The sequence below is a fragment of the Sorangium sp. So ce124 genome (assembly GCF_051525235.1).
Taxonomy (GTDB): Bacteria; Myxococcota_A; Polyangia; order Polyangiales; family Polyangiaceae; genus Sorangium; species Sorangium atrum.
Genome location: NZ_CP150312.1, coordinates 10,509,392 through 10,534,157, shown reverse-complemented (window position 1 = coordinate 10,534,157; position 24,766 = coordinate 10,509,392). Strand labels below are relative to the sequence as shown.

Here is a 24,766-nt window from a genome sequence, read left to right as displayed (position 1 = left end):
CGTGACGACGGCGAGCGCGAGCGTCCTCCTGGTCTCGCACTCACAGGACGACTTCGGGATCGGGCGCGTGGCGGAGGCGCTGCGGAGGCGCGGCGCTCGCCCCGTCCGCCTCGACGTCGACCGGTTCCCTCGCGACATCACGCTCTCGACGGCGCTCGGGCCGGGCGGCGTGCGCCGCCGCCTGGAGGACGCCGGGGCCGAGATCGGCGGAGACGAGATCTCCGCGGTCTGGCTCCGGCGCCTCTGGGCGCCGAACCTCGGCGAGGGCATCCCCGAGGCGTACCGCGGCGCCTGCGTGCGCGAGTCGATGGCGGCGCTGGCCGGGTGGCTGCGCGGGCTCCCCGCGCGGCGCTGGATCAACGAGCCCGAGGCCGAGGAGCGCGCCCAGGACAAGCTGCGCCAGCTCGCGGCGGCCGCGTCGGTCGGCCTTCGCATCCCCGAGACGGTCGTGACGAACGACCCGGCCGAGGTCCGCGCTCTCTTCGCGCGCCTCGGGGGGAACGTGGTCGCCAAGATGCTCACGCCCTTCTCGACGAGCCTCGCCGGCGGCGCGCCCTTCGTCTTCACGCACGCCGTCGCGGAGGCGGACCTCGACGCCATCTCCGGGCTGCGCCAGAGCCCCATGGTCTTCCAGGAGCGGATCCCCAAGGCGCGCGAGCTGCGCGTCGCCTGCGTGGGCGACCGGTGCTTCCCGGGCGCGCTCGACGCGACCCGCTACGAGTCGATCGCGGTCGACTGGCGCCACCCGGACGTGAGCGAGGTCGGCATCGGGTGGGAGCCGGACGCCCTCCCGCGCGACGTCGAAGCGCAGCTCGGCGCGCTCCTTCGCGCCCTCGGGCTGGTCTTCGGGGCCGTCGACCTCATCCGGACGCCCGACGGAGAGCACGTCTTTCTCGAAGTGAACCCCGCCGGCGAGTGGGGCATGCTGGAGCGGGATCTCGGCCTGCCGATCGCCGACGCGCTGGCGGAGGCGCTGCTCGCTCCGACGGAGAACCGGTGACAGTCCTCATCATCACGCACAGCGAAGACAACGAGTGCATCGACCGCGTCGCCGCCGCGATCGCCAGGCTGGGCGGCCGGGCCTTCCGCTTCGACACCGACGCTTTCCCGGCGGGGGCGCGGCTCTCGCTCTCGTCGGGGACCGGGGCGGGCCGCTCCACGCTGACCACCCGGGACAGCGCGCTCGACCTCGGCGACGTGACCGCCGTCTGGTATCGCCGGGTCGCCTACGGCGCCAGGCTGCCCTCGTCGATGGATCCGCAGCTCCGGACCGCGTCGGTCCACGAGGCGAAGCAGACAGCGGAGGGCATGCTCGCTGCGTTCCGCGTCCCGCAGGTCGACCCCTTGCCGGCGGTGCGCTTCGCGTCGAACAAGCAGGTGCAGCTCGACATCGCGCGCGAGGTCGGCCTCGACACGCCGCGCACGCTCACGACCAACGACGAAGGCGCGGCGCGGGCCTTCGCCGCGACCTGCCCCGGCGGGGTGATCGCCAAGATGCTCTCGTCGTTCGCCGTCTACCGCGACGGCGAGGAGCAGGTGGTCTTCACGAACGCCCTCGAGGCCAAGGACCTCGCGGACATGCGGGGGCTCTCGCTCTGCCCGATGACCTTCCAGGAGAACATCCCGAAGGCGCGCGAGCTGCGGGTCACGGTCGTTGGCGAGCGCGTCTTCACGGCCTCGGTCGACTCGCAGGCGGCGCCCGGCGCCGAGGTCGACTGGCGCCGGCAGGGGATCGAGCTCATCGACGCCTGGCGCAAGGACACGCTCCCGCCCGACGTCGAGACCGGCGTGCTCCGGCTGATGGATCAGCTCGGCCTCAACTACGGCGCGATCGACATCCTCCGCACGCCGGACGGCCGGCACGTCTTCCTCGAGGTCAACCCGTCCGGCGAGTTCTTCTGGCTGGAGCGGACCCCCGGGCTCCCGATCAGCGAGGCGCTCGCCGAGGTCCTGCTCGGCAAGGCGCCGCGGCGCGGCTCGTGGAGCGCCTTCCTCCACGCGCCGGCGACGCATCCCCGCTGAGCGGACGCTCGGCGCCGCCCGCCCGCCGCTTCCAGCACGACACGACCTGCCGCTCCGTGATCGGACGGACGGGCGCCGCGCAACGCGCCCCGTCGCAGCGCGTGCGGCTTGACAACGCCCGGAGGTTCCGCACTTGCTATCCGTTCAGGGGAGGGCACCGTCCCCTGCGCCCGGCAAGCGATCTCGTGAAGATCCTAGAGCTCCACCTCCTCGCGTTCGGCCCCTTCACGGATCTCCGGCTCGATTTCTCCTCGCCGTCGCCGGGCCTCCACGTCGTCTACGGCCCCAACGAGGCCGGAAAGAGCACCGCGCTCCGGGCGATCCGCGGCCTGCTCTACGGCATCCCGCACATCACGCCCGACGCCCACCTGCACCACAACACCGATCTCCGCGTCGGCGGCCGGCTCGCGGGCAGAGGCGACGCCGCGCTCGCGCTCGTCCGCCGCAAGGGGCGCGTGAAGACGCTCCGCGACCCGGACGACAACCCCCTCGACGACGCCGCGCTCGCGCCGGTGCTCGGCGGCGTGACGGAGGAGCTCTTCCGGACCTCCTTCGGGCTCACCCACGAGACGCTCCGCCAGGGCGCCGAGGCCCTGCTCCAGGGCAAGGGCGACGTCGGTCAGAGCCTGTTCGGCGCAGGGCTCGGCGGGCCGGGGCTGCAGCAGCTGCTCACCACGCTGCGCCAGGAGGCGGACGAGATCTTCACGCCCCAGGCGAGGACCCGCCCCCTCAACGAGGCCATCAAGGCCTTCGAGGCGGCCCGCAACGGGGCCAGGAGCGCCGCTCACCCGCCCGCGGACTGGACGCGCAAGCGGCAGGAGATCGACGAGCAGCGGGCCGAGCAGGAGCGCGTCGACGCGGAGCTGCGCGCGCTCCGGTCGACCGACAAGCGGCTCCGGCGCGCGCTCCGGGTGCTCCCGCTGCTGGAGGCGCGGCGGGCGATCCTGGGCCGGCGCGCCGCCCTCGGCCACGTCGTCCTGCTGCCCGAGAGCGCGCAGCGCGACCGCGAGGACGCCCAGGATCGCGCCGCCGACGCGAGCGCCCAGGCCTCGCGGCTCCGCGCCGACATCGCGGAGCTCGAGGCCCGCCACGCCGCGCTGGAGGTCCCCGCGTCGCTCGCCGACCTCGACGCGGGCGCGATCGACGGCCTCGTGACCCGGCTCGGGAGCCACCGCAAGGCCGCCGTCGACCTGCCGCGCGTCCGGGCGGAGCTCCACGGCGTCGAGGAGGACGCGCGCGCGATCCTCCGCAGGCTCGGGCGGGACGCCTCGCTCGCCGGCGGCGACGACCCCGAGCGGCTCGAGGCGATGCGCGTCGATGTCGCGACCGAGGCGCGCATCAAGAAGCTCGCCCGCGAGCGCGGCGCCGCCGAGGCCAAGCCGCGCGAGGTGGAGCGGCTGCTCTCGGCGCACCGCGCGCGGCGCGACGCCTGCGCGCGCAGGCTGGCCGAGCTGCCGTCGGGTGAGGACCCCGCCCCGCTCCGCGGCGCGCTCTCTCGCGCGCAGAAGCAGGGCGACCTCGAGCACCGCCTCCGCGAGGCCGCCGCCGCGGCGGCGCAGCTCGCCCGCGACGCGGACGCGCAGCGCGATCGGCTCGGCCTCGCGGCAGCGCGACGGGCGCGCCTCGACGACGGCGACGCGCTCGAAGGCCGGCCGCTGTCCGCGGCCGAGGCGAGCGCCCTGCCCGTCCCCCTTCCGGAGACGGTCGACCGGGCGGCCGCGCAGTGGGGCGCGCTCGCCCGGGAGCGCGAGCGGCTCGGCGAGCGCGCCGCCGAGATCGAGGCGCGCCTCCGCGAGAGCGCCCGCGAGATCGACGCGCTCCAGCGCGCCGGCGCCGTCCCCACGGAGGCCGACCTCGCGGAGGCGCGCGAGCGCCGAGACGCCGCCTTCAAGGCGCTGGTGCGCGCCCTCCAGGCGAAGGCGGGCGCCCGCGCGGCGGCGGCGACGATCCACACCGCCACGCTCTTCGACATCGGCGCGGACGCGCCCGCCTCGCCCGGAGCGCGGCGCAGGCCGTCGCTCGCCGCGCGCGACGAGCCGCCGGCCGCCCGGGGGAAGCCCGACGACTACGCCGACCTGGTCCGAGCCGCCGACGCCCTCGCCGATCGGCTGCGCCGCGAGGCCGACCGGGTCGCCCGCCTGGCGCGGCTGCTCGCGGACGAGGCGCGGGCCCAGGCGGACCAGGCGCAGCTCGCCGCGGAGCGCGCCGCGCTCGCGCGCCGGGCCGAGGAGGCCGAGGCCGCGTGGCTCGAGCTGTGGCGGCCCGCGGGCGTCGCCCCGCGCTCCCCCGAGGAGATGCGCGGCTGGCTCGGCCGCTACGCGGTCCTCACCGCCACGGTCGATCGGCTGCGCGCCGCGGAGGCCGAGGCCGAGGCGCTGCGGGCCCGGATGCAGGCGCACGCGGCCGAGCTCCACGCGGTGATCCAGGGCGCCCGCGCCGCGCCGGGCGCCTCGCGCGGGGACGCGGCCGGCGTGGGCTCGCGCAGTGATGCGGCGAGCGTGGGCGCGCGCGGCGATGCGGCCGGAGCGCCGGAGGACGCGCCCGCGCGCCTCCCGGCGCTCGTCGAGGCCGCGGAGCAGGAGCTCGCGGCCATCGAGGGCGCGGCCCGGGAGCGCAAGGAGCTCCTGCGGGAGCGCAAGGAGCTCGAGCGCGAGATCGAGGACCTCGAGCGCGAGCAGGCGCAGCACGCGCGCGCGCTCGAGGCGTGGCGTGCCGAGTGGGCCGAGGGCGTGCGGCCGCTCGGCCTGCCCGGCGACGCCTCCGCGGACGAGGCCACGGCGATCCTCGACGAGCTCGGCGCGCTGTTCCGCAAGGCGGACAGCGCGGCCCACGAGCGCCGCCGGGTGCGCGGCATGGAGCGCGACGCCCGGGCGTTCGCGGCCGACGTCGCGGAGCTCGCGTCCCGGCACGCGCCGGACCTCGCCCCGCTGCCGGCGGATCAGGCCGCCGATCAGCTGATCAAGCGCCACCACAAGGCGCGCGCCGACCTCCGCGAGCGCGGCGAGATCGCGCGGAGCCTGGCCGACAAGCGCCGCGAGCTGGATCAGCAGGAGGCGCGCCGCGCGGCCGCCGAGGCGCGCCTCGCCAAGCTCTTCGAGGCGGCGGGCGTCCCGCGCGGCGACGACGACGCCGACGACGTCGCCGCCCTCTCCCTGGCGGAGGAGCGCTCGCGCGAGGCGCGCCGGCTCGATCGCGAGCTCGTCGAGAACGAGGGCAAGCTCCTCGAGGCGGGCGAGGGCGCGGGCATCGCCGCGCTCGAGCAGGAGACCGCGGGGGTGGAGCGGGACGCGCTCGCGCTCGAGCTCGACCGGGCGGAGGAGCGCCTCGCGGCGCTCGAGGACGAGCGGCGCCGGATCGACAGGGCGCTCGGGAGCCTGGAGCAGGAGCGCGAGCACCTCCGGGCGACGGTGGGCGCCGCGGAGGCCGCCGCGGAGGCGCAGATCTGCCTCTCGCACCTGCGCGGCGAGGTGCGCCGTTACGTGCGGGCGCGCCTCGCCGCGGTGCTGCTCGAGCGCGAGATCGAGCGCTACCGCGAGCGCAACCAGGGTCCGATCCTGGCGCGCGCGAGCGCGCTCTTCCACCGCCTGACGCTGGGCGCCTTCGCCGGCCTCCGGGTGGGCTACGACGAGAGCGAGCAGGCGATCCTCCGCTGCGTCCGCGCCGCGGCGTCCGGCGCGGGGGTCGGCGGGGCAGCGGCCGCGAGGGCGCCCGGGCCGGACGGCGCCGTGGAGCCCGCGACGACGCCGGCGGACGCAGCGGCAGAGCCCGCGAAGGCGTCTGTGGATGCAGCGGCGGAGCCCGCAAAGGCGCCAGCGGACGCAGCCGCGAAGCCCGCGAAGGCGCCGGCGGACGCAGCGGCAGAGCCCGCGAAAGCGCCGGTGCAGCGCGAGGTGGACGTGACGGGCCTGAGCGACGGCACGCGCGACCAGCTCTACCTCGCGCTGCGCCTCGCGAGCCTCGAGCACCACGCCCGGACGGGCGAGCCGATGCCGCTCATCCTGGACGACATCCTGATTCACTTCGACGACGACCGCGCCCGGGCTGCCCTCGCGGTGCTCGGCGAGCTCGCGGGGACGACGCAGGTGCTGTTCTTCACGCACCACGCGCGGCTCTGCGAGCTCGCGCGCGAGGCGGTGCCGGCCGATGTGCTCCGCGAGCACCGCCTGCGGTAGAGGACCGCGGCGGGCGGGGCCAGCGGCTCCTCGGGGATGCCGGGGAGTTGAATCCCGCAGGTTGGCCCGAGCAGCGAGACGTGGAAGCTGAGCGCCGTTTCGCCGGTGAGCCAGATACGACCCGAGTGCGCCGGTTCGCTCCCCCGCAGTCAGGCTGAGCGACTCGTTTCAAGGCCGGTGACCTCGATGGGCTATCCTGGGCGGGATGACGGTCCAGGAGCTCCACGTCGCGGGATACCGCTCGATCCGTGAGCTGACCCTCCCCCTCGCGCAGGTCAACGTCATCGTCGGACCGAACGGCGTCGGCAAGACCAACCTCTATCGCACCATGGTGCTGCTCGGCTCCGCGGCGAGCGGGACCTTTGCGCGCACGCTGGCCGAGGAGGGGGGGATGCCCTCGGTGCTCTGGGCCGGCCAGCGCAGCAAAGGCCCGGTGCGGATGACGCTGCGGGTGCGGCTGGATCAGCTCGTCTACGAGCTCCAGTGCGGGCTGACGCCGCCGCCCGGAGGGCCGTTCGAGCTGGATCCGGACATCAAGGAAGAGAAACTCTGGTTGCTCGACAAGCGCCGCCGCCTGCCGATGCTGGAGCGGGCCGCGGGCTCGGCCTTCGCGCGCGACGCGGACGGCCAGCGCGTAACCTTTCCCTTCTCGCTCTGGGGCTCGGAGTCGGTGCTGGCGCAGGTGGTGGAGCCGCACCGCTTTCCATTGCTCTCGGTGGTGCGGCAAAAGCTGATGAACTTCCGGTTTTATCACCACTTCCGCACCGACTCCGGCGCACCGTTGCGGGTCGAGCAGGTCGGGGTGCGGACGCCGGTGCTCAGCACCGATGGCCACGATCTGGCCGCGGCGCTGGCGACGATCCTCGATATCGGCGACAGGAGCGCCTTGAAGGATGCCGTCTCCAGCGCGTTTCCCGGCGCGTCGCTCGAGGTCTCGTCGACGCAGGGGCGGTTCCGCGTCGAGCTCGGCTTGCCAGGGATGTCGCGGCCGCTCGACGCCCGCGAGTTCTCGGACGGCACGGCGCGCTATCTCTGCCTCCTGGCGGCGCTGCTGAGCCCGAGGCCGCCGCTGCTGCTGGCGCTGAACGAACCGGAGACGAGCCTGCATCCGGATCTGCTCGGGCCGCTCGGGGATCTCCTTGTGCACGCGGCATCCCGGAGTCAGCTGTGGATCACGACGCACTCCCGCCCGCTGGCAGAGCGGATCCGGAAGGCGACGCCCTGCCGGCTCATCGAACTCGACAAGAACGGTGGAGAGACGGTGCTGGCGCACGGCGCGGCGGAGGATGAATGACGGCCGCCCCCGCGTGAGCGCTGCGAGCGGAGCCGGCGCGGGGGAGGAGATCTTCAAGCGGAGGGCAGCGACGTCGCGGAGCTCGATCACATCGCATGGACCGCGACGGAGCCGGGCTCGCCGATGCCCGCCTCGACCTCCGCGCCCGCGCCGCAGCGGAGCCACCGCGGAGTGAACGCCGCCGAACTCGCCCCGAGCTCCTTACCGGCCCGGCGCACCCGTGCACGCCGTCAGTGCGGGTATCCAGCGCGAGCTGCACACGTTCTCCTTGACGTTCCCCCCTGAAACCACGTAGGTTTCCTCACAGTTCTCAGGCGTGTTGCCAAACGCTGGGGAGACCTACGGGAGTCAAAGAGATGTCTTGTCTCGCGCGCGTGACATTCATTGTCATGAGGCCGCCCAGCAGCCCGGACGCCCTAAGACATCATAGCCGATATACGTGTCGTTCCGGCAGGACCCCGCTACCATGTTTCTGCCAGCAGGATCGATGCGTACCATGAAACGCATTTCCCTCATCCGCTTGCTCGCTCCGCTGCTCGCTCTCCCGCCGATGATGGTGGCAGTGGTTCCTGGATGCACCCAACCCGAGCCTGATCCCTGCACTGTTCCGGGTGAGACGATCTGGTTGTGCAGGTTCTTGATCCAGCGGAAGGGGTGTGGGTGCTTCGAGCCGATGGAAGAGGCCAACTGGGCCTGCGCCGACAACCCCGGGACGGCCAGGGAGCGGGCAGAGCTCGTCCTCAACGCGGATTTTAATACCGTGGTGCTCTCCAGCAGGGGCTGCGTCAACACCGGAAGCGCGTACCCCCAAGCCGCAGAGCCGGAGCTTATCGTGGAGCATCTCCCGTGTGAGCCGGCTCCGCGCGACGACGCCTGCCATGCGTGCGCGAAGGCATCCTGCTGCAGCGAGTACGACGCATGCGTCGGCAATGCGAACTGCGCCTGTCTTATCGACTGCCTGTCCGATGGGAGAGCGCCATCTGTGTGCACGTTGCCCGAGAATTGTGGGCCAATTGATGACACCTTCGCGGCCACAGCCGTGTGCCTGGACAGTGCTTGTCGGGCCCCGTGCCCGACCCCGGGCTCGCTGGCCGGCGCCTCGACTTCCAGCTCCACGGACCCCAGCACGAGCACCGAGGAGGCGAGCACCGCATTCAAGGGAGAGATACCATAGAACGCTAACGCCAAGCACGATTCGGGTAGGCTACAGCGCTCCGAGGGCTCTCAGCCACGCGAGCAACCAGGAAGGACCAACGATGGTCAAGGCCGCTGAATCCCTCGAACGCAGAGCGCTGGTCACGCTCGGGGACGAGCTCGCCCGCGCTCACGGCGCGCGCACCCTGAGTCATGCCTTGAAGGTGAGGCTCGGCCTCGACAGGCGCGGAGGCCTGGCGACGCTCCTCAGGGCCAGCGAGGAGCGAGAGGCCGACGGACCGTTCACGGAGTCGGGGCGCTTCGCGGCGGCCCTGGTGGGGCGGCTTCGCCTTGATGGGCGCGCGGAGCTCGCGGACGCCCTGGTGTCGTTGCTAAGGAATGGCCCGATCGACTGCGACCCGATGCTCTGGCTGAACGAGATCCAGGCCAAGCTCGCGCAGAGAAGCGAAGCAGCCGCCGAGCTCCGCGCCCGCGGCCGCCATGAGTCCGCCCGTCTTGTCGAGTCCACGCTGTCGATGGACCTCCGGATCGGGCTCATCGTGCGGCTCCGTGCGGAGGGCCGTCACGATCTTGCGGACGCCATCTCGGCAGCTGCGGACGCGCTCGAAGCTCAAGAACGGCGCGAGGACGCGACGCCCGTTCCACATCGCGTGCCCGCGGGCGAGCACGCGCCACCCCCTGCTGAGCTCGCCGCCCTCCGGGCTCTCGGCGGCGAGCTAGGGCACACCCATGCCGCGGAGGTCCTAGCCTATGCGCTCGTCACACGACTTCGTGCCGAGGGGCGCCAGGAGCTCGCGGGAACCCTCATGATGTTCTGGGCGCGCGACATCGCTGGGCCAATCGCCGACCCGGCACGACTCGCGGCCGACCTGATCCTGCAGCTCCGCACCGAGGGACGTGGCGAGCTCGCGGATACGATCGCATCGTTGCTCCGCGGGACCGCCATCGACCGCGATCCGTGCGACATCATGGCAGTGTGGCTGGAAACGCTCGCCGGACCCGTCGTCGACCCGGGATCGATCGCCGCCGCCCTGGTCGCGGCCCTCCGCAAGCAACACCATGAGGATCTCGCGGATGCGGTCGAGGTCCTGCTGAACGCCCGCGGTTGAACGCTCACCGTTCAGGGAGTGATCCGGGAAGCCCCGGCGTCGACGTCTCCCAGGTGGCCGCCGATGACACGCTCACTCCGGACACGGCCCGGCGCACCCCGCACCGCCGCAATCGACGCCGGCCTCGTCGCCGTTCTTCACGCCGTCCGTGCAGGTGGGGGCCTCGCAGACGCCGGCCCAGCACACGCCGCTCGTGCAGTCCGCGCCGGTCTGGCAGCCCCGGCCCGGCGCGCAGCGCGGGCAGTACTGCTTGCCGCAGTCGACGCCGGACTCCCGGCCGTTCTTCACCCCGTCGCTGCAGGTCGGGATCACGCATGTCTCGTTCGTGCACACGCCGCTCATGCAGTCCGTGGCCGCGCGGCAGCGGTCCCCCGCCTGGCAGGGCCGGCACGGGCCACCGCAGTTGAAGCCTGTCTCTCCGAGGCCGGCGTCCTGCACGTCGTTCACGCAGTGCTCCGGCACGCACCAGACGCCATCACACGCGCGCCCGCCGGGACAGAGCAGCGACGCGTCCGTAGCGACACACTGCACGCAGGCGCCCTCATGGCACCGCCCCTCGCCCGAGGCAGGACACGTGACCTCATTCAACAGGAGATGCCGCGGCTCATCGATCTCGCAGACGTCGAGGGTGCACTGGTTGCCATCATCGTAGATATCCTGGGCCGCCACGCTGACCACACGGCCGTCGGCTGTACACTTCTCGATCTTGCAATCGCCGCGGAGCTGCGACTCGATGGGGCCCTCGTGGATCTCCACCGCGCACGCGCCGTCCACGCACCGCCCCGCGCCGCACCGCGGGTCCGGCGGGCCAGGGCACTCCGCGTCGCTCTCGCAGCCGCCGGGCGGCACGGACACCCCGGAGCACTTCTCGGTGCCCACCTCGGTGCCCTCCGCGCACTCGTCGCAGGTGAGGCACGCCTTGAAACACTCCGAGTCCTGCTCGCCGCGCGAGCCCTCCTCGCCGCGCGCGCAGCAGATGACCTTGCCCGGCTCGCCGCACACGCAGCGCTCATCGACGCAGACCGTGCCCGGCACGTACTGGTGGTCCGACTCGCAGTCATCCGTGACCGCGCAGTCGCCGCCCATATAGGGCACGTCACCACATGCAAAGAACGTCGCTGGGCCGATGAGAAGAATGCAACCAACAAACCAAGGCGCGATGGGCTTACCCATGCTCCAGTCCTCCGGCACGAGGCTGAGGCGCCGGCACCCTGGCGGCCCCAATCCGCCGGGGTGTCGTTTGCCTGTCATCCGAGGCGCGCACTATGCCGCGTCGGGCCCGCGGCCGTCACGCAAGTTTTCACCAGAATGCGCCGCTGGCGAGGCAGCCTTCCAGCAGGGCAGGCGCGAGGTCGAAGGGAGGAAAAGCGGTGCTCGTCAGCGGAAAGCCGCTGACTGACACCGTGTCCTCCGCCGAGCCGCGAGGAGGGAACGCCCGCAGCCGTGCGCCCCTGCTCGCCGGGCCGCGCCTCGTCGCACCGGGACGCTTCGCCTCCGGCTCACGAGGCGAACAGCCAGGCGATGCTCGCCGCGCCGGCCAGGAAGAGCGCCGCCGTGAAGATCAGGATCGCCTTCCGGTCAGGGCGGTACTCCCCGCGATCGATGGCGCGCGCGACGCGCAGGTAACTGCTCCCTCGCGTAGGCCTCCGTGCGCTTCACGCTCTCCTCGCCGGGCATGGTGGCTCGCCCTCCTCGGCGCCCCGCCTAGCGGCGGCCGTACCGATCGTCGAACCACGGGTACGCCGTGTTCGAGTAGCCGCGGATCTCCCAGAACCCCGGCTGATCCGCCGCGCTGAACGTGATCCGCCGGATCCACTTCGCGCCCTTCCAGGAGTAGAGCTGCGGCGTGATCATCCGCACCGGGCCCCCGTGCTCGCGCGGCAGCGGCTTGCCCTCCCAGGAGTGGACGAGCAGGACGTCGGGCAGCATGGCCTCGTCGAGCGGCAGGTTCGTCGTGTAGGGGGTCTGCGTGCCGGGCGCGATGTCGCTCGCCTCGATCAGCACGAAGCGCGCGTCCGCGAGCGGGCGCGCGCGCTCCGCGATGTCGGCGAACCGGACGCCGATCCAGTGGTTGTCCAGGCGGCTCCAGGTGGTCACACAGTGGAAGTCGGACACGTCGAGCGTCTGCGGCAGCTCCATGAACTCTTCCCAGGAGTAGGTCCGCGGCGCCTCGCAGAGCCCGTCGATCTCGAGCCGCCAGCGCTCGGTCGGGATGTCCGGCGTATCGCCGAGATCGAGCACCGGCCAGCTCGTCACCTCGCGCTGACCGATCGGCAGCCTCGGCATCCCGTGCCGGTTCGGCGGCCCGCTGCCCATCGGCGCGAGCCCGTCGAAGGCGCCCTTGCCGCGCGCCACCTGCCGCGCGGCGAACGCCTGCTTGCGCTCGATCAACGACCTCGCCCGCCGCCCCGCGTCGTCCGCCATGACGTGACCTTGGCGAGAGCCCAAGACGCCTGCAAGAGCGAGCTCATCCGACCTTGCGGCCCGAGAGCTCCACGGATGCGGCATCCACCGACACCGACGTCGGAGGGCCGAACTTCTTGACCTGAACGGTCACGAGGAGGGCCGGCGTGTCGTCGAGCACCCGCTCGATGATGCGCTCGGCGAGCGTCTCGAGCAGCTTGTACGACGCGCTCGTGCCCGATTCGACGACGAGGCTCGCGAGCCTGTCGTAATCGAAGACGCGCGCGCGCGTGTCGGCTCGAGGCAACAGCGAGATCGGGAGCTCCACCTCCAGGCACACAACGAAATCCTGGGGCAGGTCGCGCTCGGCGCGAGACACGCCGTGCTTGGCGCGAAAGCGGATGCCGTCAAGGCGGATCCGGTACGTCTTGATCACGGACTCCATCGGCGCCCCCTAGCATGCCTTCCGGCCGGCTTCCGCCGCAAGAATGCCAGACGGCAGGGTCGCCCGCTCGCCGCGGCCTTCCCGACGCGCAACGGCCGTCCCGGCGTGTCCCGGCGCGGGCGGCCTTCCCGGCGCGACCGCCCTCCAGGCGCGCGGCGGCAGCGCGCCACGCGCGCCATGTGCGGCACGTCAGAGGAGAGGCCGCTTGAAGCACACGGCGTCGATCTTCCCGGACATCTCGCTGCGCAGGAACTGCACCGGCTCCCAGCCTTCCTGCCCGAACCGCTTGAGGACCGGGTTCCATCCGGACGTGGTGGTCACCTCGATCACCTGACTGTCGCTGACGCGCGCTGTCTCCACGTCCACGCACCGAACCTCCCACCGGGGCGGATCGGTCCCCGCCTGCACCGGCGGCACCAGAAAGCGCGGCGCGACGTACGACGCGGAGCAACCGAAGAGAAATGCGACGGCGATGGCTGTTCCGGAGCTGAGCTTCGGCATGGGCGGTCCTTTCCTGCGGGGTCGACTCGCGAAGGCGTATCGACGCTTCGAGCGCCACGTCAACTGGGAACGGCGCGCGCGCCGGCGCCGAGCGCGTCGACTCCTCGGACGTGACAGGCGCGTGTCCGGGGCGCCCCGCCACGTCCGCTGGAACCGCTCGCCCTTCCCCCGCGTACTCGTCCAGGGGCACAACCCCGCCTCGAAGGAGCGGAGCCGATGATGCTCGCTGGACACCTCGATGATCCGTTGGAGGACGCGCTCCTCGCCCGCGCGGGATGGGCGCGCGACGCCGAGGTCGAAGCGCACCTCGGCGCCTGCAGCGACTGCGCGCGCCGGCTCGCCAACGCGGAGGCCGCCGTCGCGGCCGTCGCCCTCGTGCTGCCGCCGGTCCCGCCGGAGGGCCGCCTGCGCGCGCGGCTCTTCGCCTCGGTGGATCGCCTGGAGCGGTTCACCCCGATGGCGCCGCGCCTCGCCGCCCTCATCGACGTCGCGCCGGACGACGCCCGGCGCGCCCTCCACGCGCTGTCCGAGCCGGAGGCGATGAACGCCGTGCTCCCGGGCATGCGCGTCCTGCCGCTCGCGACCGGCTCGCGCCGCGCGACAACGAGCGCGGTCCTCGTCTGCCTCGAGCCGGGCGGGTGCATCCCGCGCCATCGCCACCTCGGCGACGAGCGCATCCTCGTCTTCGAGGGCGCCTTCGCCGTGGACGACGGGCGCGTCGTCCGCGCCGGGGAGGAGCTCCACAGCCCCGCCGGCTCGATCCACTCCATCCCGACCGTCGTCGGCGACGCGCCGTGCCTGTGCGCGATCGTCGGCGAGGGCGGCATCGAGGTGGCGCTTTGATCGGCGCGAGCACCGGGCCCGCGCCCGCTCACGAGGCGCCGCCGGCCCACGCCGCGGCCCCTCCCGCGCCGATGGCGGCGCCGGGCAGCGACGAGGAGCTCGTCGCCCGCATCGCCGGCGGCGACCGGGAGGCCCTCGCCGCCCTCTACGACAGGTACGCGCCCGCGCTCCTCGCGCTCGCCCAGCGGGTGCTCGGGAGCCCCGCCGAAGCCGAGGATCTCGTCCACGACTGCTGCCTCGAGGTCTGGCGAAAGGCCCACACCTACGAGCCGCTCCGCGGGTCGGCCCGCACCTGGCTCATGATGCGCCTGCGCAGCCGCGCGCTCGACCGGCTCCGGTCGACACGGCAGCTCCGCCTGGTCGCGGACGGCGAGGGGGACGACGCCCCGGCCGACCTCGGCGGCCTCGACCCGGCGCTCGGCTCCGACTGCGCCCGCGTGAGGCGCGTCGTGGCCGCGCTCCAGGAGGACCAGCGCACGGTGCTCGAGCTCGCCTATTTCGAGGGGCTCTCCCTCGTGGAGATCGGCGAGCGCCTCGCGGTGCCGGTGGGCACCGTCAAATCCCGCCTCTCGCGCGCGCTGGAAAAGCTGCGCGCCACGCTCCAGGAGCCGCCGCGCACCGCCGCGGGCTGACGCCGCCCCTAGCGCTTCCGGGCGAGCGCCTCGCGGTCCTTCACGATGAGCCGCCGCCCCGCCGCGTCGAGCACGCCCTCCTTCCGGAACGCCCCGAGCGTCAGCGTCACCGTCTCGCGCGTCGACCCGATCACCTGGGCGATCTCCGCGTGCGTGATCGGCGCCGAGATCAGCGTCCCCCGCGGCGTCGGCACGCCCCACCGCTCCGCCGCGTGCAGGAGGAACTCGGCGAGGCGCCCTCCCACGTTCTTGAACAGCATCGACTCGATCCGGTCCTCGGTCTCCCGCTGCCGCGCGACAAGCAGCGCGAACACCGCGCCCCCGAGCCCCGGGTGCCGGGCGCAGAGCTCGCGGACGAGCGCGAGCGGCACCCGGACCACCTCGGCCTCATCCATCGCGATCGCCCGCTCCGTCCGCGTCTCCAGCCCGCCGAGGCACGACTCGCCGAGCACGTCCCCCGTACCGCGGTAGCTGAGCGGGAACGCGGCCCCCGCCTCGTTGACGCGCTCGACGCGCGCGCGCCCCCGGCCGAGCACCACGAGCGTGTCCGCGGGGGCCCCCTGCTCGAAGATCGCCGCGTCGGACGCCACCACCTCGAGCACCGCGGCGTCCGTGATCGCCTCCCGCACCTCGCGATCCACCTGTGCGAACAGCGAGGAGAGCCGGAAGGCGCGCGCCACCCGCGCCTTCACGGGATCCGTGGGCTGGCGGCCAGCATCCTGCGCGTACTGGGAATCCAGATCGCTCACGGTAGGGAACAAAAGAGTAATCCATCCCGCGTGGGTTGACACACAGGAATCCCTGCGACCGAGGCCCGGCGCGGGGTGAGCGGAGCGCCGCGCTCAGCGTCCGTCGCGGTCGAGCTGCACGACGATGTCCCGGTCGAGCGCGCTGTCCGCCGCGCGGGCGAACTGCTGGAACTTCGTATAGGCATCGGGCTGCACGCGGCCCGCGGGCAGATCGAGGAAGCGATCGAGGACCAGCGCGCCCCCGTCCACGCGATCGTTCACCCGCACGGCGCGCCCCTCGTCGTCCGCCGTCGACGGAGCGAGCTTCGTGACCACGCGCGCGCCCGCGGGGAGCTTGACGCGGAGCCGCACCTCCGAGCGCGTCGCGATCTGCTCCGACAGGTAGAGCGGCGTCTCCCGGACCGGCAGGCTGGCGAGGCTGGCCACGCGCACGCCGAAGGGCGGCGTGATGACCAGCTCCCCTCCCTGCGCGCGCGCGAAGCTCGCGGCGGCGATCTTCATCTTCAGCGTGAGCGGCCGGTCGATCTCGGTCAGCTCCTTGATCTCGATCTCCTGGAGCCGCGCCCCCGGCACCATCTGCGGCAGGAGGCGCGACTCGACGGCGTCCCTGAGCTGGGCGTCGGGGAGCGACTCCAGCGCCGAGCGCAGCGCGATCGCCAGCTTGCCCTCGTAGCGCTGCTCGATCGCCAGCGACGCCGAGCCGTCCCTCGCCACCTCGGCGACGCCCTCCGTGACCACGCCGTCGTGCGCGCCGGACGAGGGCGTCACCTCGCGCGGCGTCCCGGGCTTCAGCACGATCGCGGGCTGCCCGCGGAGGGAGCTCGGCAGGTAGCCGTACGGCGCGAACTTGTCGCGCACGAACATCCAGCGGACCGCGCCCGCGCCGGGCTTCTCCCCGGTGTCGAGGCGGACGGCGAGCGCGTTGAACGTCTCGGCCTCGCTCATGGGCCCGCGCGGCGGCGCGGTGAGCCGGTCGCTCACGACGCCGTAGCCGGCGTCGATGCCGACCAGGCGGCACAGGTAGAGGAACGCCTCGGTCCGGTTGCCGCTCTTGCCGATGACGACGCGGCGGCCGTCGTCCTCGCGCCCCGGCTCCACGTTGGCGAGCACCCACCGGTAGATCCGGCGCGCCTGCTCGTCCTTCGACGGCGCCGCTCCCCCGCCCTCGCCGCGCGCGCCCTGCGCGGCCCCGGCGGCCTTCCCCTGCTCGCCGCCGCCCACGGCCGGCGAGCGCGGCGAACGTGCGATCGCCTGCGCGATGCGCACGAGCCGCGGATCGCGCGGCGTCTCGTCGGCGGCCGCGTCGACCATGCGCGCGATCGTGCTGTCCAGGCGGATGCCCCAGCCGATGCGGATGTTCGGCAGGAACTCCGAGATCGGCGCGCTCGCCGGCTCCTCCGGGAGCGCGGGGCTCTTGTCGACCCGGTAGCGGCGGGTGACGAGCGCGCCGGACTCGACGATCTCCGGCGCCGGGACGGGGCCGGAGGCCTCCACGTCGAGCGGCCGGCTCTTCGGCGACACGACGATGAACTCGCTCCGCCAGTAGGGGACCTTCTCCTCGCGGAAGAACCAGCGCGGCCCCTGGAACGTGAGGCCCCCCTGCCCGTCGCCGCGCAGCACGAACAGGTTCTCCACCTCGATGTAGTCGCCCACCTCGAGGTGGGGCATCGTCACGGTCGGCTTGCCCTCGACGAACTCCGGCTCGTGGATCGACCCGTCGCGCTTGACCGTGCGGAGCTTGAGCACGAGCCCCTCGGGCACGCGCTGCTCGGCGTGCTCCTGGATGGCCTCCCGCGACTGGATCCGGATGATCTCGTGCTGGAGCATCCGCGCCGAGCCGTCCTCGTGGACCCACATGGCCGCATAGTCGAGCACGCGCGCCGCCGTGCCCGGCATGACCTCGCCCGAGGCCTCGTGCTCGGCGATCACCTTCTTCGAGTCCAGCCGGTACGGGCTGAGCTCCGTCGTGCCGTCGAGCAGCTCGATCGCGTCGCGCAGGCCCGATGTGTCGGCGCCGGTGCGGATCGCCTCGATGAGCGCCTTCTGCAGCGCGTCGCGCTCTCCCCGCGCGAACCGCGCGTCCGCGAGCGCGAGGCGCGCGTCGGCGTCGTCCGGCGCCTTCGCGAGCGCGCGCTCGAGCTGCTCGAACGACTCGGCGCGCTTGCCGGCGCGGGTCAGGAGGTCGGCGATGCGCGCGGCGATGTCCTTGCGGTCCTTGCGGGCGGAGCCGAGGCGCTGGAGCTCCTTGATCGCCGCGGCGTAGTCGCGCCGATCGATCGCCCTCTCCAGCTCGATCTCCGCGTCCGGGTCGAGCTCCCGGATGCGCGCGGCGACGGCGTCGGCCTGCGCGATGTGCCCGTCGCCGTCGTGGATCCGGAGGAGCGCGCCCAGCACCTCGACGTCGTCCGGGAAGCGCGCGGCGGCCTCCTTCACGGTGCGGACGTGCTCGACGCGCCAGCCGAGCCGCGAGTACATCCCGGCGAGCGTCTTCAGGAGATCGGGCACCTCCCGGAAGCGGTCGGCGAGGGCCTCGATCGTGCGGGTCATCTCGGACAGGCCGACCTTGTCGGCCTCCTCGAGCGCGAGCCAGAGGCGGGGGTACCAGAGCTCCGGGTCCTTCTCCGCGGCGCGCGCGCGCACGTCCTTCACGAGGTCTTGCCCGTCGGACGCCGGGAAGATCGGGTCCTTCTCGAGGAAGACCGCCTGGGCCGCGAGCGCGGGGCCGGTGGCGCGCGCCGGATCGGCCACGAGCGGCTCGATCAGCACGGCGCTCACGTCGTCCTGGCCCTCGAGGTGCGCGATGGTCGCGGCGAGGTACCGGGCGATCGGGTCGGCCACGTCGCGCTCGGCGCGGGGCGCGCCGCGCAGGCCGAGCGCGCGCGCCACCTTCGGCGCGGGCTGCGGCGGCACGCCGAGCGCCGTGAGGAACGGCTCGATGGGGTTGGGATCCGGCAGGACCTCGGGCGGGACGAGCGAATAGGGCGGCGTCGGATCGGCGGACGTGGCCACGCCGAGGGGCGTGCCGTCGGGCGCGAGCAGGCGGATGGAGGTGTCGCGGCCCCCGACGCGGGCGACGATCCGGTGCCGGCCGGGGCCGAGGCGCAGGCGGACGCCGAAGCGGGGCCAGATCCCCCACTGCTTCGTGTCGCGCGTCAGCACCTCGACGTCGTCGACGAGGATCGCGTAGGCCCCCTGGACGGCGACGAGCATCTCGCGCTCGGCGGGCAGGTCGACGAAGGTCTCGACGTAGAAGATGCCTCCCGCGGCCCCGCCCTCGCCGGGCCCCTCCGGCGCGACGGCGGAGAGCTGGCAGCCGCGGCGCTCGGCGCCGAGCACGCGCGGCGGGCCTCTGCGCTGGGGATCGCGCGTGAACACGGGCGGCCAGGGGCCGGCGCGCTCCGCCTCGTGGTGGACGCGGTGGTCGCTCGCCGCCAGGTGGCCGAACGGGCCGGCGAAGCGGGCGCTCTCGATGCACCCGTAGCGGCGCGCCGCGAGATCGATGAGCGGCGTGACGCCGGCGTCGGCGGCGGTCCCTGCGGCGCCGGCCGGGCGCGCCGCGGCGGCCTCGTCGGGCAGCCCGTCGAGGCTCCACCATTCGACGAGCTCTCCGCGCGCGCGCCAGCCCAGCTTGCCCGGGTGGTCGATGGCGCGCAGGACGACCTCGCGGGACTTCTTCCAGAGGCCCGCGACGCTCGATCGCAGGCCGAGCAGGCGATTCGCGGCGAACCAGCCCACGAGGGGGGCGTCGGGGTGCGCGCTCACCCGGGCGGCGTCCAGCGCATCGAGGTAGGCCGCCGCCGCGCGCGCGTTGCGGCCGTGCCCCTGGTCGTCGATCGCGCGCCCGAGCGACGCGAGCATCGATTTCGCGCCCGATTTCGCGCCGATCTCCTCCAGGCGCTTGCGCGCCTCCCTGGCGCCGGCGGGCGTGCCGCCCGGGACCAGGAGCTCTCCGAGGAGCCAGCGGCCGACGATCTCGCCGTCGGTCGAATGCGCGCCGGCGTCACGGAGCGAGGCGATGGGGTCTTTCGCGCCGGGCGCGGGGACCGCGCCGCAGGCGCCGAGCGCGAGGGCCAGGGCGGCGGCGCCGGCGAGCCGGGCGAGCGTGGAGAGGGGGCGAGGAGCGCGCATCGGCCCGGTCCTTAGCGCGAGCGACCGCGTGCGCACAGAGACGCCGCGCGGCGCAGCGCTCCTGGCCCGCCCGGCCCCCGTGAGCGCCCCGCCCGGCCCGCTGGCGCGCCTCGCCCGGCGGACGGCCTCCGCGCCGTGTGGCCAGCGGCTCCACGGGCATCGTCAACGAGCCCCCTCGCCCCTAGAGGAGGAAGCGCTACGAGGTCGTGCCACGACAACGCGGCGACGCTCTGCGGAACCACCGACGACGGCGCCATGGGCCAACGATGATCTTGATTATCATTTGCATGATTGCTATGTGAAGCATCGAACTCATGGAAGACGACCTTGCGGTAGAGCTCGGCGCCCTCGCGCGCCGCGGCGCCGCCCTGCTGTCGTGATCGGGGAGCGCGCTCTTTCGAACCACCACGCCGCGATGCTTCCGCACCGACAAGGATGAACGACATGGTACCCGGCTACACAGAAGAGACGGTGCTCGAGGTCCACCACTGGACGGACAAGCTCTTCACGCTCAAGACCACCCGCTCGCCGAGCTTCCGCTTCGCGAACGGGCAATTCTGCATGATGGGGCTCGTGGTCGCGGGCAAGCCGCTCGTCCGCGCGTACTCCCTCGCGAGCGCGAACCACGAGGAGACGCTCGAGTTCTTCTCGATCAAGGTGCCGAACGGCCCGCTGACCTCGCGCCTGCAGCACATCGCCGTCGGCGAGACGATCCTCGTCGGCAAGCGCGCGACGGGCACGCTCACGATCGGCAACCTGCGGCCGGGCCGGACCCTGTGGCTCCTGGCGACCGGGACCGGCCTGGCGCCGTTCCTCAGCGTCGTCAAGGACCCCGAGACGTACGAGCGCTTCGAGCGCGTGGTCATCACGCACACGTGCCGCCGCGCGCAGGATCTCGCGTACGCGCGCTACCTCGAGCACGAGCTCGCGGCGGACGAGCTGCTCGGCGAGATCGTGCGGCCCAAGCTCCGCTATTACCCGTCCGTCACCCGCGAGGCGTTCAAGACCGAGGGCCGGATCACCACGCTCATCGAGTCCGGCCGCATCTTCGCCGATCTGGCGCTGCCCGCGCTCGACCCCGCGCACGACCGGCTGATGCTCTGCGGCAGCTCGGAGATGCTCGCCGACACCGCCGCGCTCCTGGAGTCGCGCGGCTTCGAGGAGGGCAACAGCGGCGAGCCGGGCGATTACCTCGTGGAGAAGGCCTTCGCGGGCGAGAAGCGCTCCCCGCTCGCCAGCGCGTCGCCGATCGAAAGCACGAACCTGTCCGGCCCGGCGTGACGTCGCGCGCCGCGCGTCGGGCTGCGTCCGGGACCACGCGCCGGCGTCACGGCTGACGCGCGGGTCGACGGGACGCGCAGGCCGCGTGGTCGGATCTGGACCGGGGCCACCGCCCGCCGCGGTCCAGACCGCGGCTCACGCGCTCGCTTCGACGGCGCTGGCGACCTGCTGGAGGAGCACCGTCTGCTCGATCACCTCGGGCGGCACGCCGACATCCTCGCGCACGACGGCCACATCCCCGCGCGCGCCAGCCGCGTCCTCGCGCACGACGGCCACATCCCCGCGCGCACCAGCCGCGTCCTCACGGACGACGGCCACATCCCCGCGCGCGCCAGCCGCGTCCTCGCGCGCCACGGCCGCGTCCTCGCGCTCCGCCGCCCGGCGCAGCGCCGCGATCTCCGCCTGCGCGGCGACGAGCGCCTGCTCGAGCTCCTCGTGGAGCGCCTGCGGGGAGCCGGCCGTGGCGCGCGCCTCGGTCAGCTCGCGCTCGAGCTGCGCGATCTTCCATCCCGCGGCGCGCAGGTCGGCCTCGCTCGAGGCGGCGCTCCGCGCCAGCGCGTCGAGCTGCTGCCGCAGCGCCTCGACCGCGCCGCCCGGCCCGCCCTGCCCCGCGAGCCCTCCGCCCGGCCCGCCGTCCGCCGCCTGGCCCGGCCCGCCGTGGTCGGCCGACGCCGACGCGAAGACCGTCCCGAGCTCGTCGACGAGCTCCTTGCCCACACGCTCGCTCTCGCGCAGCTGCGCCATGAGCGACGCGATGACGTGGCCCCGATCGCGCAGCGCCTCCTCGAGGCCCGCGATCTCCGCGGCCGCCGCCTCGCCGGCGTCGCGCTTCTCGAGCTCCGACGCCCGCTGCTCCAGCGCGACGACGGTCTGCTCGAGCTCCACGATCCGCGCCTCGAGCAGCAGCCTGCGCGCGTCGAGGGCGCTCCGCTGATCCTCCAGCGCGCGGCTCTCGCGCTCGTTCCGGTCCGCCCGCTCCTTCTGCCGGTCGCGGTCGCGCGCGAGCTCGGCGCGGGCGGCCTCCAGCTCCTCGATCCTCCCCGCCGCGCGCCGCGCCTCCTCCAGCGCGCGCTCGCTCTCCTGCGCGCGCCGGCGCGCCGTGTCCCGCTCCGACGTGAGCTTCGAGAGCTCCCGCCGCGCCCCCGCGGCGGCGGCCTCGAGCTCCTCCACGCGCGCCGCGAGCGCCCGGTCGGGCGCCGCCACGGCGGGCCGCGCCTCGAGCTCGGCGATCCGGGCGCGCGCGGCGTCGAGGTCGGCGGTCGCGGCGTCGAGGCGGTCGCGGGCGCCGGCGATCTCCGGCTTGTTGCGGATCATGCCGAGCTCGAGCTCGACCTTGGTCCGCACCCGCTTCTCGTCGTCGAGCTGCTTGGTGAGCCGGGTCGCGCGATCGCGCTGGCTGCGGAGCTCCTCCTCCATGTCGCGGATCTGGTGGGACAGGCGCTCGGCCCGGACGTGGGCGTCGCCCGCCCTGGCCTCGACGTCGCGGAGACGCGCCGCCCTGGCATCGAGCTCGGCCTCCACCTCGGCGAGGCGCGCGGCCGTGGCGACCGCGCTCTCGGCGCGGACCCCGGCGTCCTCGCGGTCGCGCTGGTGCCGGGTGCGCAGCTCCGCGAGCTCGCCTCCGAGCCGCTGCGCGCGGCCCTCGGCCTCGCTGAGCGCCTCGGGCGACGGGCCGGCGCTCGCGCCCGGGAAGCCGGCGAACGGCAGCTCGATCACGGCGAACGCGTCGAGCCTGGGCAGGCGCTCGCCGGCCACGGCGATGAACCACTCGGGCTCCTCGGACCCGTCGAGGATCGACGTGTCCACGCTGACCTCGGGCTCTCCCTTCGGCGCGAACTCCGCGACCGTATAGCCGACGAACGGCGCCTGGCCGACCATCCGCACCTGCTTGAACTGGAGCGCCACGACGTCGTAGAGCGCGTAGTAGCCGGGCGCCGCGCCGCGGCGCGCGCCCGCGGGGAGCAGGCCCCGCGCGGCGTCCGGGTTCGGCGACGCGATGACGGCGACGCCGCTCGCGGCGGTGAGGCGCCTGGCGCGCCGGACGACCTCGGCGGGATCGCCGAAGAGGGAGAGATCGGGGATGACGAGGGTGTCGAAGGCGCCGTCGCGCACCCCGAGGTCGCCGTCGAACACGGCGACGTTCGGGTGCGGCTGCCGCGTGGGCGCCGTCCGCGCGAGCTTCTCGGCGACGCGCGCGGCGTCCGGGTCGTAGGCATGGACGAGGCGGGCTCCGCGCTGGAGCAGCCGGTCGGCGAGGCCGATGGTGACGTCACCCAGCACCGCGACCCGCCGCCCGCGCACGAGCGGCTCGAGGTAGGCGCTCAGCACCAGGGCCGGATGGAGCGCGGCGGGGGCGGCGTGCCGCGGCGAGCCTGCGGCGGCGAGGGAGGACTCCGTCGTCATGGTTCCATCCTCTTACGGCTCTGGGGGCCCGGCGTCCACAAAGCGCAGTGCAGAGTTGCAAGGCGGCGCCCGCCGCGCCGAGCGCCGCCGGGCGCCGCCCGCGCGCGCCGGGTCCCGCGCCATCGCGCCGGCCCCATGATCCGCAGCTGCACGACCCCGGCACAGTGATCTACATCACATATGACGCTCCGCGTCTGCGCCTCCTGCTCCGGGGCTTCTATGTCGCTCCCGATGTCATCTCCACAACACCTGCAGTTCGCCCACTCTCGCTCGAGATGCGCGGTCCTTCTGCCGTGCTCGCTCAGAGGATCACCGTCTCGCAGCCGAGGAGGATCTGGATCTTCGCGATGGAAGCGCCCCTCGCGGCCTCGCAGGTGCCGGGGCACAGCACGAGGGCCGCGGGAGAACCCGGGTTGTCGTAGCGCCAGCCTGGGCCGTCGCAGCCGGGGCGCTGAGGCAGGACCTCCTGCGGTGCGCCGTCGAGCCCGAAGAGGACGTTGACGTCGTCGAACGCCACCTGTCCGCCGGCCACCTGGGAAGGGAGCTCGTACTCGCACGGGAGCGCCTGCCCCGTGACCTTCGCGAGCGCGTTCTGGAACTCGACGGCGATGTTGTTCGCCCCGACGAGGACGGCGGCGTCGGTGCCTCCCGCGGCCGCGACCTGGTTCGCGAAGCTCTGGTTCACGCCCGGGAGCCCGATCACGAAGGTGCGCACCGGAAAGCGGTAGCGCGCGGCCCGCGCCGCGAGATCCGCGATGGCGCCCGGATCTTCCGGGTTCACCCCGGCGCACTGGGCCGCGGGCCCCTGGGGCTGTCCATCGGTGACGAGCAGCACCGCCGACGCCTCGCCGGGGTGGTCCTCGGCCACGTCGATGCCCTGGAGCAGCGCGCCGCCCAGCGCCGGATAGATGGGCGTGCTGGCTCCGTTCGGCGACTCGGCCTCGATGGCCGCGACGATGGCGCCCGCGTTGTCGGGGAGCGGACCGAACGGGACGAGCGGCTCGCTGTACGCCTTCTGGTCGCAGGCAGGAACATCGTCCGCGACCCGCGGAAAGAAGCGCAGCGCCACGCGCACGCCGGCGAATCTCGCGCTGTTGACGAACGCCGTCAGGCCGGCCTTCGCGCTTGTCCACTTGTCGGCCACCATGGGGTCGTCGCCCGCCATCGAGGACGACTTGTCCATCATGATATAGAGATTGAGCGGGACCGCGATCGCCTCCTCGGTAACGAGGCCACAGGCGGCGTCCGGATCGGGGAGCTCGACAGGCGCATCGGTCGACAGCCCACCATCCGGATCGAAGGTCCCGCCAGGGCCAGTTCCGCCCGAAGAAGAAGAGGACCAGACGAGGCCAGCCCCTGAGTCCGGTGCACACGCGCCATGGAGCCCCATGGCGGCAGCGAGCCCAACCATGGAGGCGAGCGAGGTGTGGTGAAGCGATCTGAGGCGCATGAGATGAACAGATGACAGCGGGGACGGTGCGGAAGCGGGAAGGTGCGCAGGCACAGAGTACCGGAGACGGTGACAGGCGCGAGGGGCGAATCACGGAATCGTGAGCTGGCTCGCGCCGGCGCAGCACATAACGGCGCGGGCGGACGCACGGTCGATGCGAACTGCAATGTGGCGCACGG

General features: G+C 73.6%; 16 protein-coding genes. 8 read left to right on the top strand and 8 right to left on the bottom strand.

All coding sequences use genetic code 11. The annotated features are described in order from the left end of the window. The first annotated feature begins 1 nt into the window (after window position 1). The 5 genes from WMF19_RS39650 (at window position 2) to WMF19_RS39630 (ending at window position 9,752) form a co-directional block, all read left to right on the top strand. Window positions 2-1,000 (top strand): MvdC family ATP-grasp ribosomal peptide maturase, encoded by a 999-nt coding sequence (locus WMF19_RS39650; protein ID WP_437895090.1) that lies wholly within the window; start codon window positions 2-4, stop codon window positions 998-1,000. Next, window positions 997-2,022, top strand: a complete 1,026-nt coding sequence (locus WMF19_RS39645; RefSeq protein WP_437895089.1) for an MvdD family ATP-grasp ribosomal peptide maturase — start codon at window positions 997-999, stop codon at window positions 2,020-2,022. Before WMF19_RS39650 ends, WMF19_RS39645 begins: the two co-directional genes overlap by 4 nt. A gap of 185 nt (window positions 2,023-2,207) precedes the next feature. After that, window positions 2,208-6,194, top strand: coding sequence for an AAA family ATPase (locus WMF19_RS39640; protein ID WP_437895088.1), 3,987 nt, complete (start codon window positions 2,208-2,210; stop codon window positions 6,192-6,194). A gap of 205 nt (window positions 6,195-6,399) precedes the next feature. Next, complete coding sequence (locus WMF19_RS39635) at window positions 6,400-7,488, top strand: AAA family ATPase (RefSeq protein ID WP_437895087.1); 1,089 nt, start codon at window positions 6,400-6,402, stop codon at window positions 7,486-7,488. A 1,556-nt stretch (window positions 7,489-9,044) separates the two neighbouring features. Then, window positions 9,045-9,752 (top strand): hypothetical protein, encoded by a 708-nt coding sequence (locus WMF19_RS39630; protein WP_437895086.1) that lies wholly within the window; start codon window positions 9,045-9,047, stop codon window positions 9,750-9,752. Window positions 9,753-9,824: 72 nt separating this feature from the next. On the opposite strand, the gene WMF19_RS39625 is transcribed toward WMF19_RS39630, so the two are convergent. From WMF19_RS39625 to WMF19_RS39610, 4 genes are all read right to left on the bottom strand, one after another. Next, window positions 9,825-10,925, bottom strand: coding sequence for a hypothetical protein (locus WMF19_RS39625; RefSeq protein WP_437895085.1), 1,101 nt, complete (start codon window positions 10,923-10,925; stop codon window positions 9,825-9,827). 531 nt (window positions 10,926-11,456) lie between these two features. Continuing rightward, window positions 11,457-12,176, bottom strand: a complete 720-nt coding sequence (locus WMF19_RS39620) for a molybdopterin-dependent oxidoreductase (RefSeq protein ID WP_437895084.1) — start codon at window positions 12,174-12,176, stop codon at window positions 11,457-11,459. A gap of 43 nt (window positions 12,177-12,219) precedes the next feature. Further along, a complete protein-coding gene (locus tag WMF19_RS39615) occupies window positions 12,220-12,600 on the bottom strand; it encodes a dihydroneopterin aldolase (RefSeq protein ID WP_437794710.1) in 381 nt (126 codons plus the stop codon). A 189-nt stretch (window positions 12,601-12,789) separates the two neighbouring features. Next, on the bottom strand, window positions 12,790-13,101 hold the full coding sequence (locus WMF19_RS39610; RefSeq protein WP_272103899.1) for a hypothetical protein: 312 nt from the start codon (window positions 13,099-13,101) through the stop codon (window positions 12,790-12,792). Between the two features lie 216 nt (window positions 13,102-13,317). Between WMF19_RS39610 and WMF19_RS39605 the strand changes: the two genes are divergently transcribed. Further along, complete coding sequence (locus tag WMF19_RS39605) at window positions 13,318-13,944, top strand: cupin domain-containing protein (protein WP_437895083.1); 627 nt, start codon at window positions 13,318-13,320, stop codon at window positions 13,942-13,944. Next, a complete protein-coding gene (locus WMF19_RS39600) occupies window positions 13,941-14,576 on the top strand; it encodes a sigma-70 family RNA polymerase sigma factor (protein ID WP_437895082.1) in 636 nt (211 codons plus the stop codon). Before WMF19_RS39605 ends, WMF19_RS39600 begins: the two co-directional genes overlap by 4 nt. Before the next feature lie 8 nt (window positions 14,577-14,584). Here WMF19_RS39600 and WMF19_RS39595 read toward each other — a convergent pair whose 3' ends face one another. Together WMF19_RS39595 and WMF19_RS39590 are read right to left on the bottom strand one after the other, a co-directional pair. Next, window positions 14,585-15,325, bottom strand: coding sequence for a Crp/Fnr family transcriptional regulator (locus tag WMF19_RS39595; protein ID WP_437325033.1), 741 nt, complete (start codon window positions 15,323-15,325; stop codon window positions 14,585-14,587). 93 nt (window positions 15,326-15,418) lie between these two features. Beyond that, window positions 15,419-19,453, bottom strand: coding sequence for a hypothetical protein (locus WMF19_RS39590; protein WP_437895081.1), 4,035 nt, complete (start codon window positions 19,451-19,453; stop codon window positions 15,419-15,421). A gap of 444 nt (window positions 19,454-19,897) precedes the next feature. Here WMF19_RS39590 and WMF19_RS39585 point away from each other — a divergent pair, with 444 nt between their 5' ends. Then, the gene (locus WMF19_RS39585) at window positions 19,898-20,734 is read left to right on the top strand and encodes a ferredoxin--NADP reductase (protein ID WP_437895080.1); all 837 of its coding nucleotides are present in this window, start codon (window positions 19,898-19,900) and stop codon (window positions 20,732-20,734) included. 135 nt (window positions 20,735-20,869) lie between these two features. Here WMF19_RS39585 and WMF19_RS39580 read toward each other — a convergent pair whose 3' ends face one another. Further along, entirely contained in the window at window positions 20,870-23,137 is a 2,268-nt protein-coding gene (locus WMF19_RS39580) for a hypothetical protein (protein WP_437895079.1), read from the bottom strand. A gap of 301 nt (window positions 23,138-23,438) precedes the next feature. Next, the gene (locus WMF19_RS39575) at window positions 23,439-24,587 is read right to left on the bottom strand and encodes a vWA domain-containing protein (RefSeq protein ID WP_437895078.1); all 1,149 of its coding nucleotides are present in this window, start codon (window positions 24,585-24,587) and stop codon (window positions 23,439-23,441) included. Window positions 24,588-24,766: the final 179 nt, after the last annotated feature.

Excerpts from the sequence above, each read along its gene's own strand:
- WMF19_RS39635 (WP_437895087.1), top strand. The coding sequence starts at position 6,400 with ATGACGGTCCAGGAGCTCCACGTCGCGGGATACCGCTCGATCCGTGAG.
- WMF19_RS39575 (WP_437895078.1), bottom strand. The coding sequence starts at position 24,587 with ATGCGCCTCAGATCGCTTCACCACACCTCGCTCGCCTCCATGGTTGGG.
- WMF19_RS39590 (WP_437895081.1), bottom strand. The coding sequence starts at position 19,453 with ATGCGCGCTCCTCGCCCCCTCTCCACGCTCGCCCGGCTCGCCGGCGCC.
- WMF19_RS39615 (WP_437794710.1), bottom strand. The coding sequence starts at position 12,600 with ATGGAGTCCGTGATCAAGACGTACCGGATCCGCCTTGACGGCATCCGC.
- WMF19_RS39605 (WP_437895083.1), top strand. The coding sequence starts at position 13,318 with ATGATGCTCGCTGGACACCTCGATGATCCGTTGGAGGACGCGCTCCTC.
- WMF19_RS39625 (WP_437895085.1), bottom strand. The coding sequence starts at position 10,925 with ATGGGTAAGCCCATCGCGCCTTGGTTTGTTGGTTGCATTCTTCTCATC.
- WMF19_RS39620 (WP_437895084.1), bottom strand. The coding sequence starts at position 12,176 with ATGGCGGACGACGCGGGGCGGCGGGCGAGGTCGTTGATCGAGCGCAAG.
- WMF19_RS39580 (WP_437895079.1), bottom strand. The coding sequence starts at position 23,137 with ATGACGACGGAGTCCTCCCTCGCCGCCGCAGGCTCGCCGCGGCACGCC.
- WMF19_RS39610 (WP_272103899.1), bottom strand. The coding sequence starts at position 13,101 with ATGCCGAAGCTCAGCTCCGGAACAGCCATCGCCGTCGCATTTCTCTTC.
- WMF19_RS39630 (WP_437895086.1), top strand. The coding sequence starts at position 9,045 with ATGCTCTGGCTGAACGAGATCCAGGCCAAGCTCGCGCAGAGAAGCGAA.
- WMF19_RS39585 (WP_437895080.1), top strand. The coding sequence starts at position 19,898 with ATGGTACCCGGCTACACAGAAGAGACGGTGCTCGAGGTCCACCACTGG.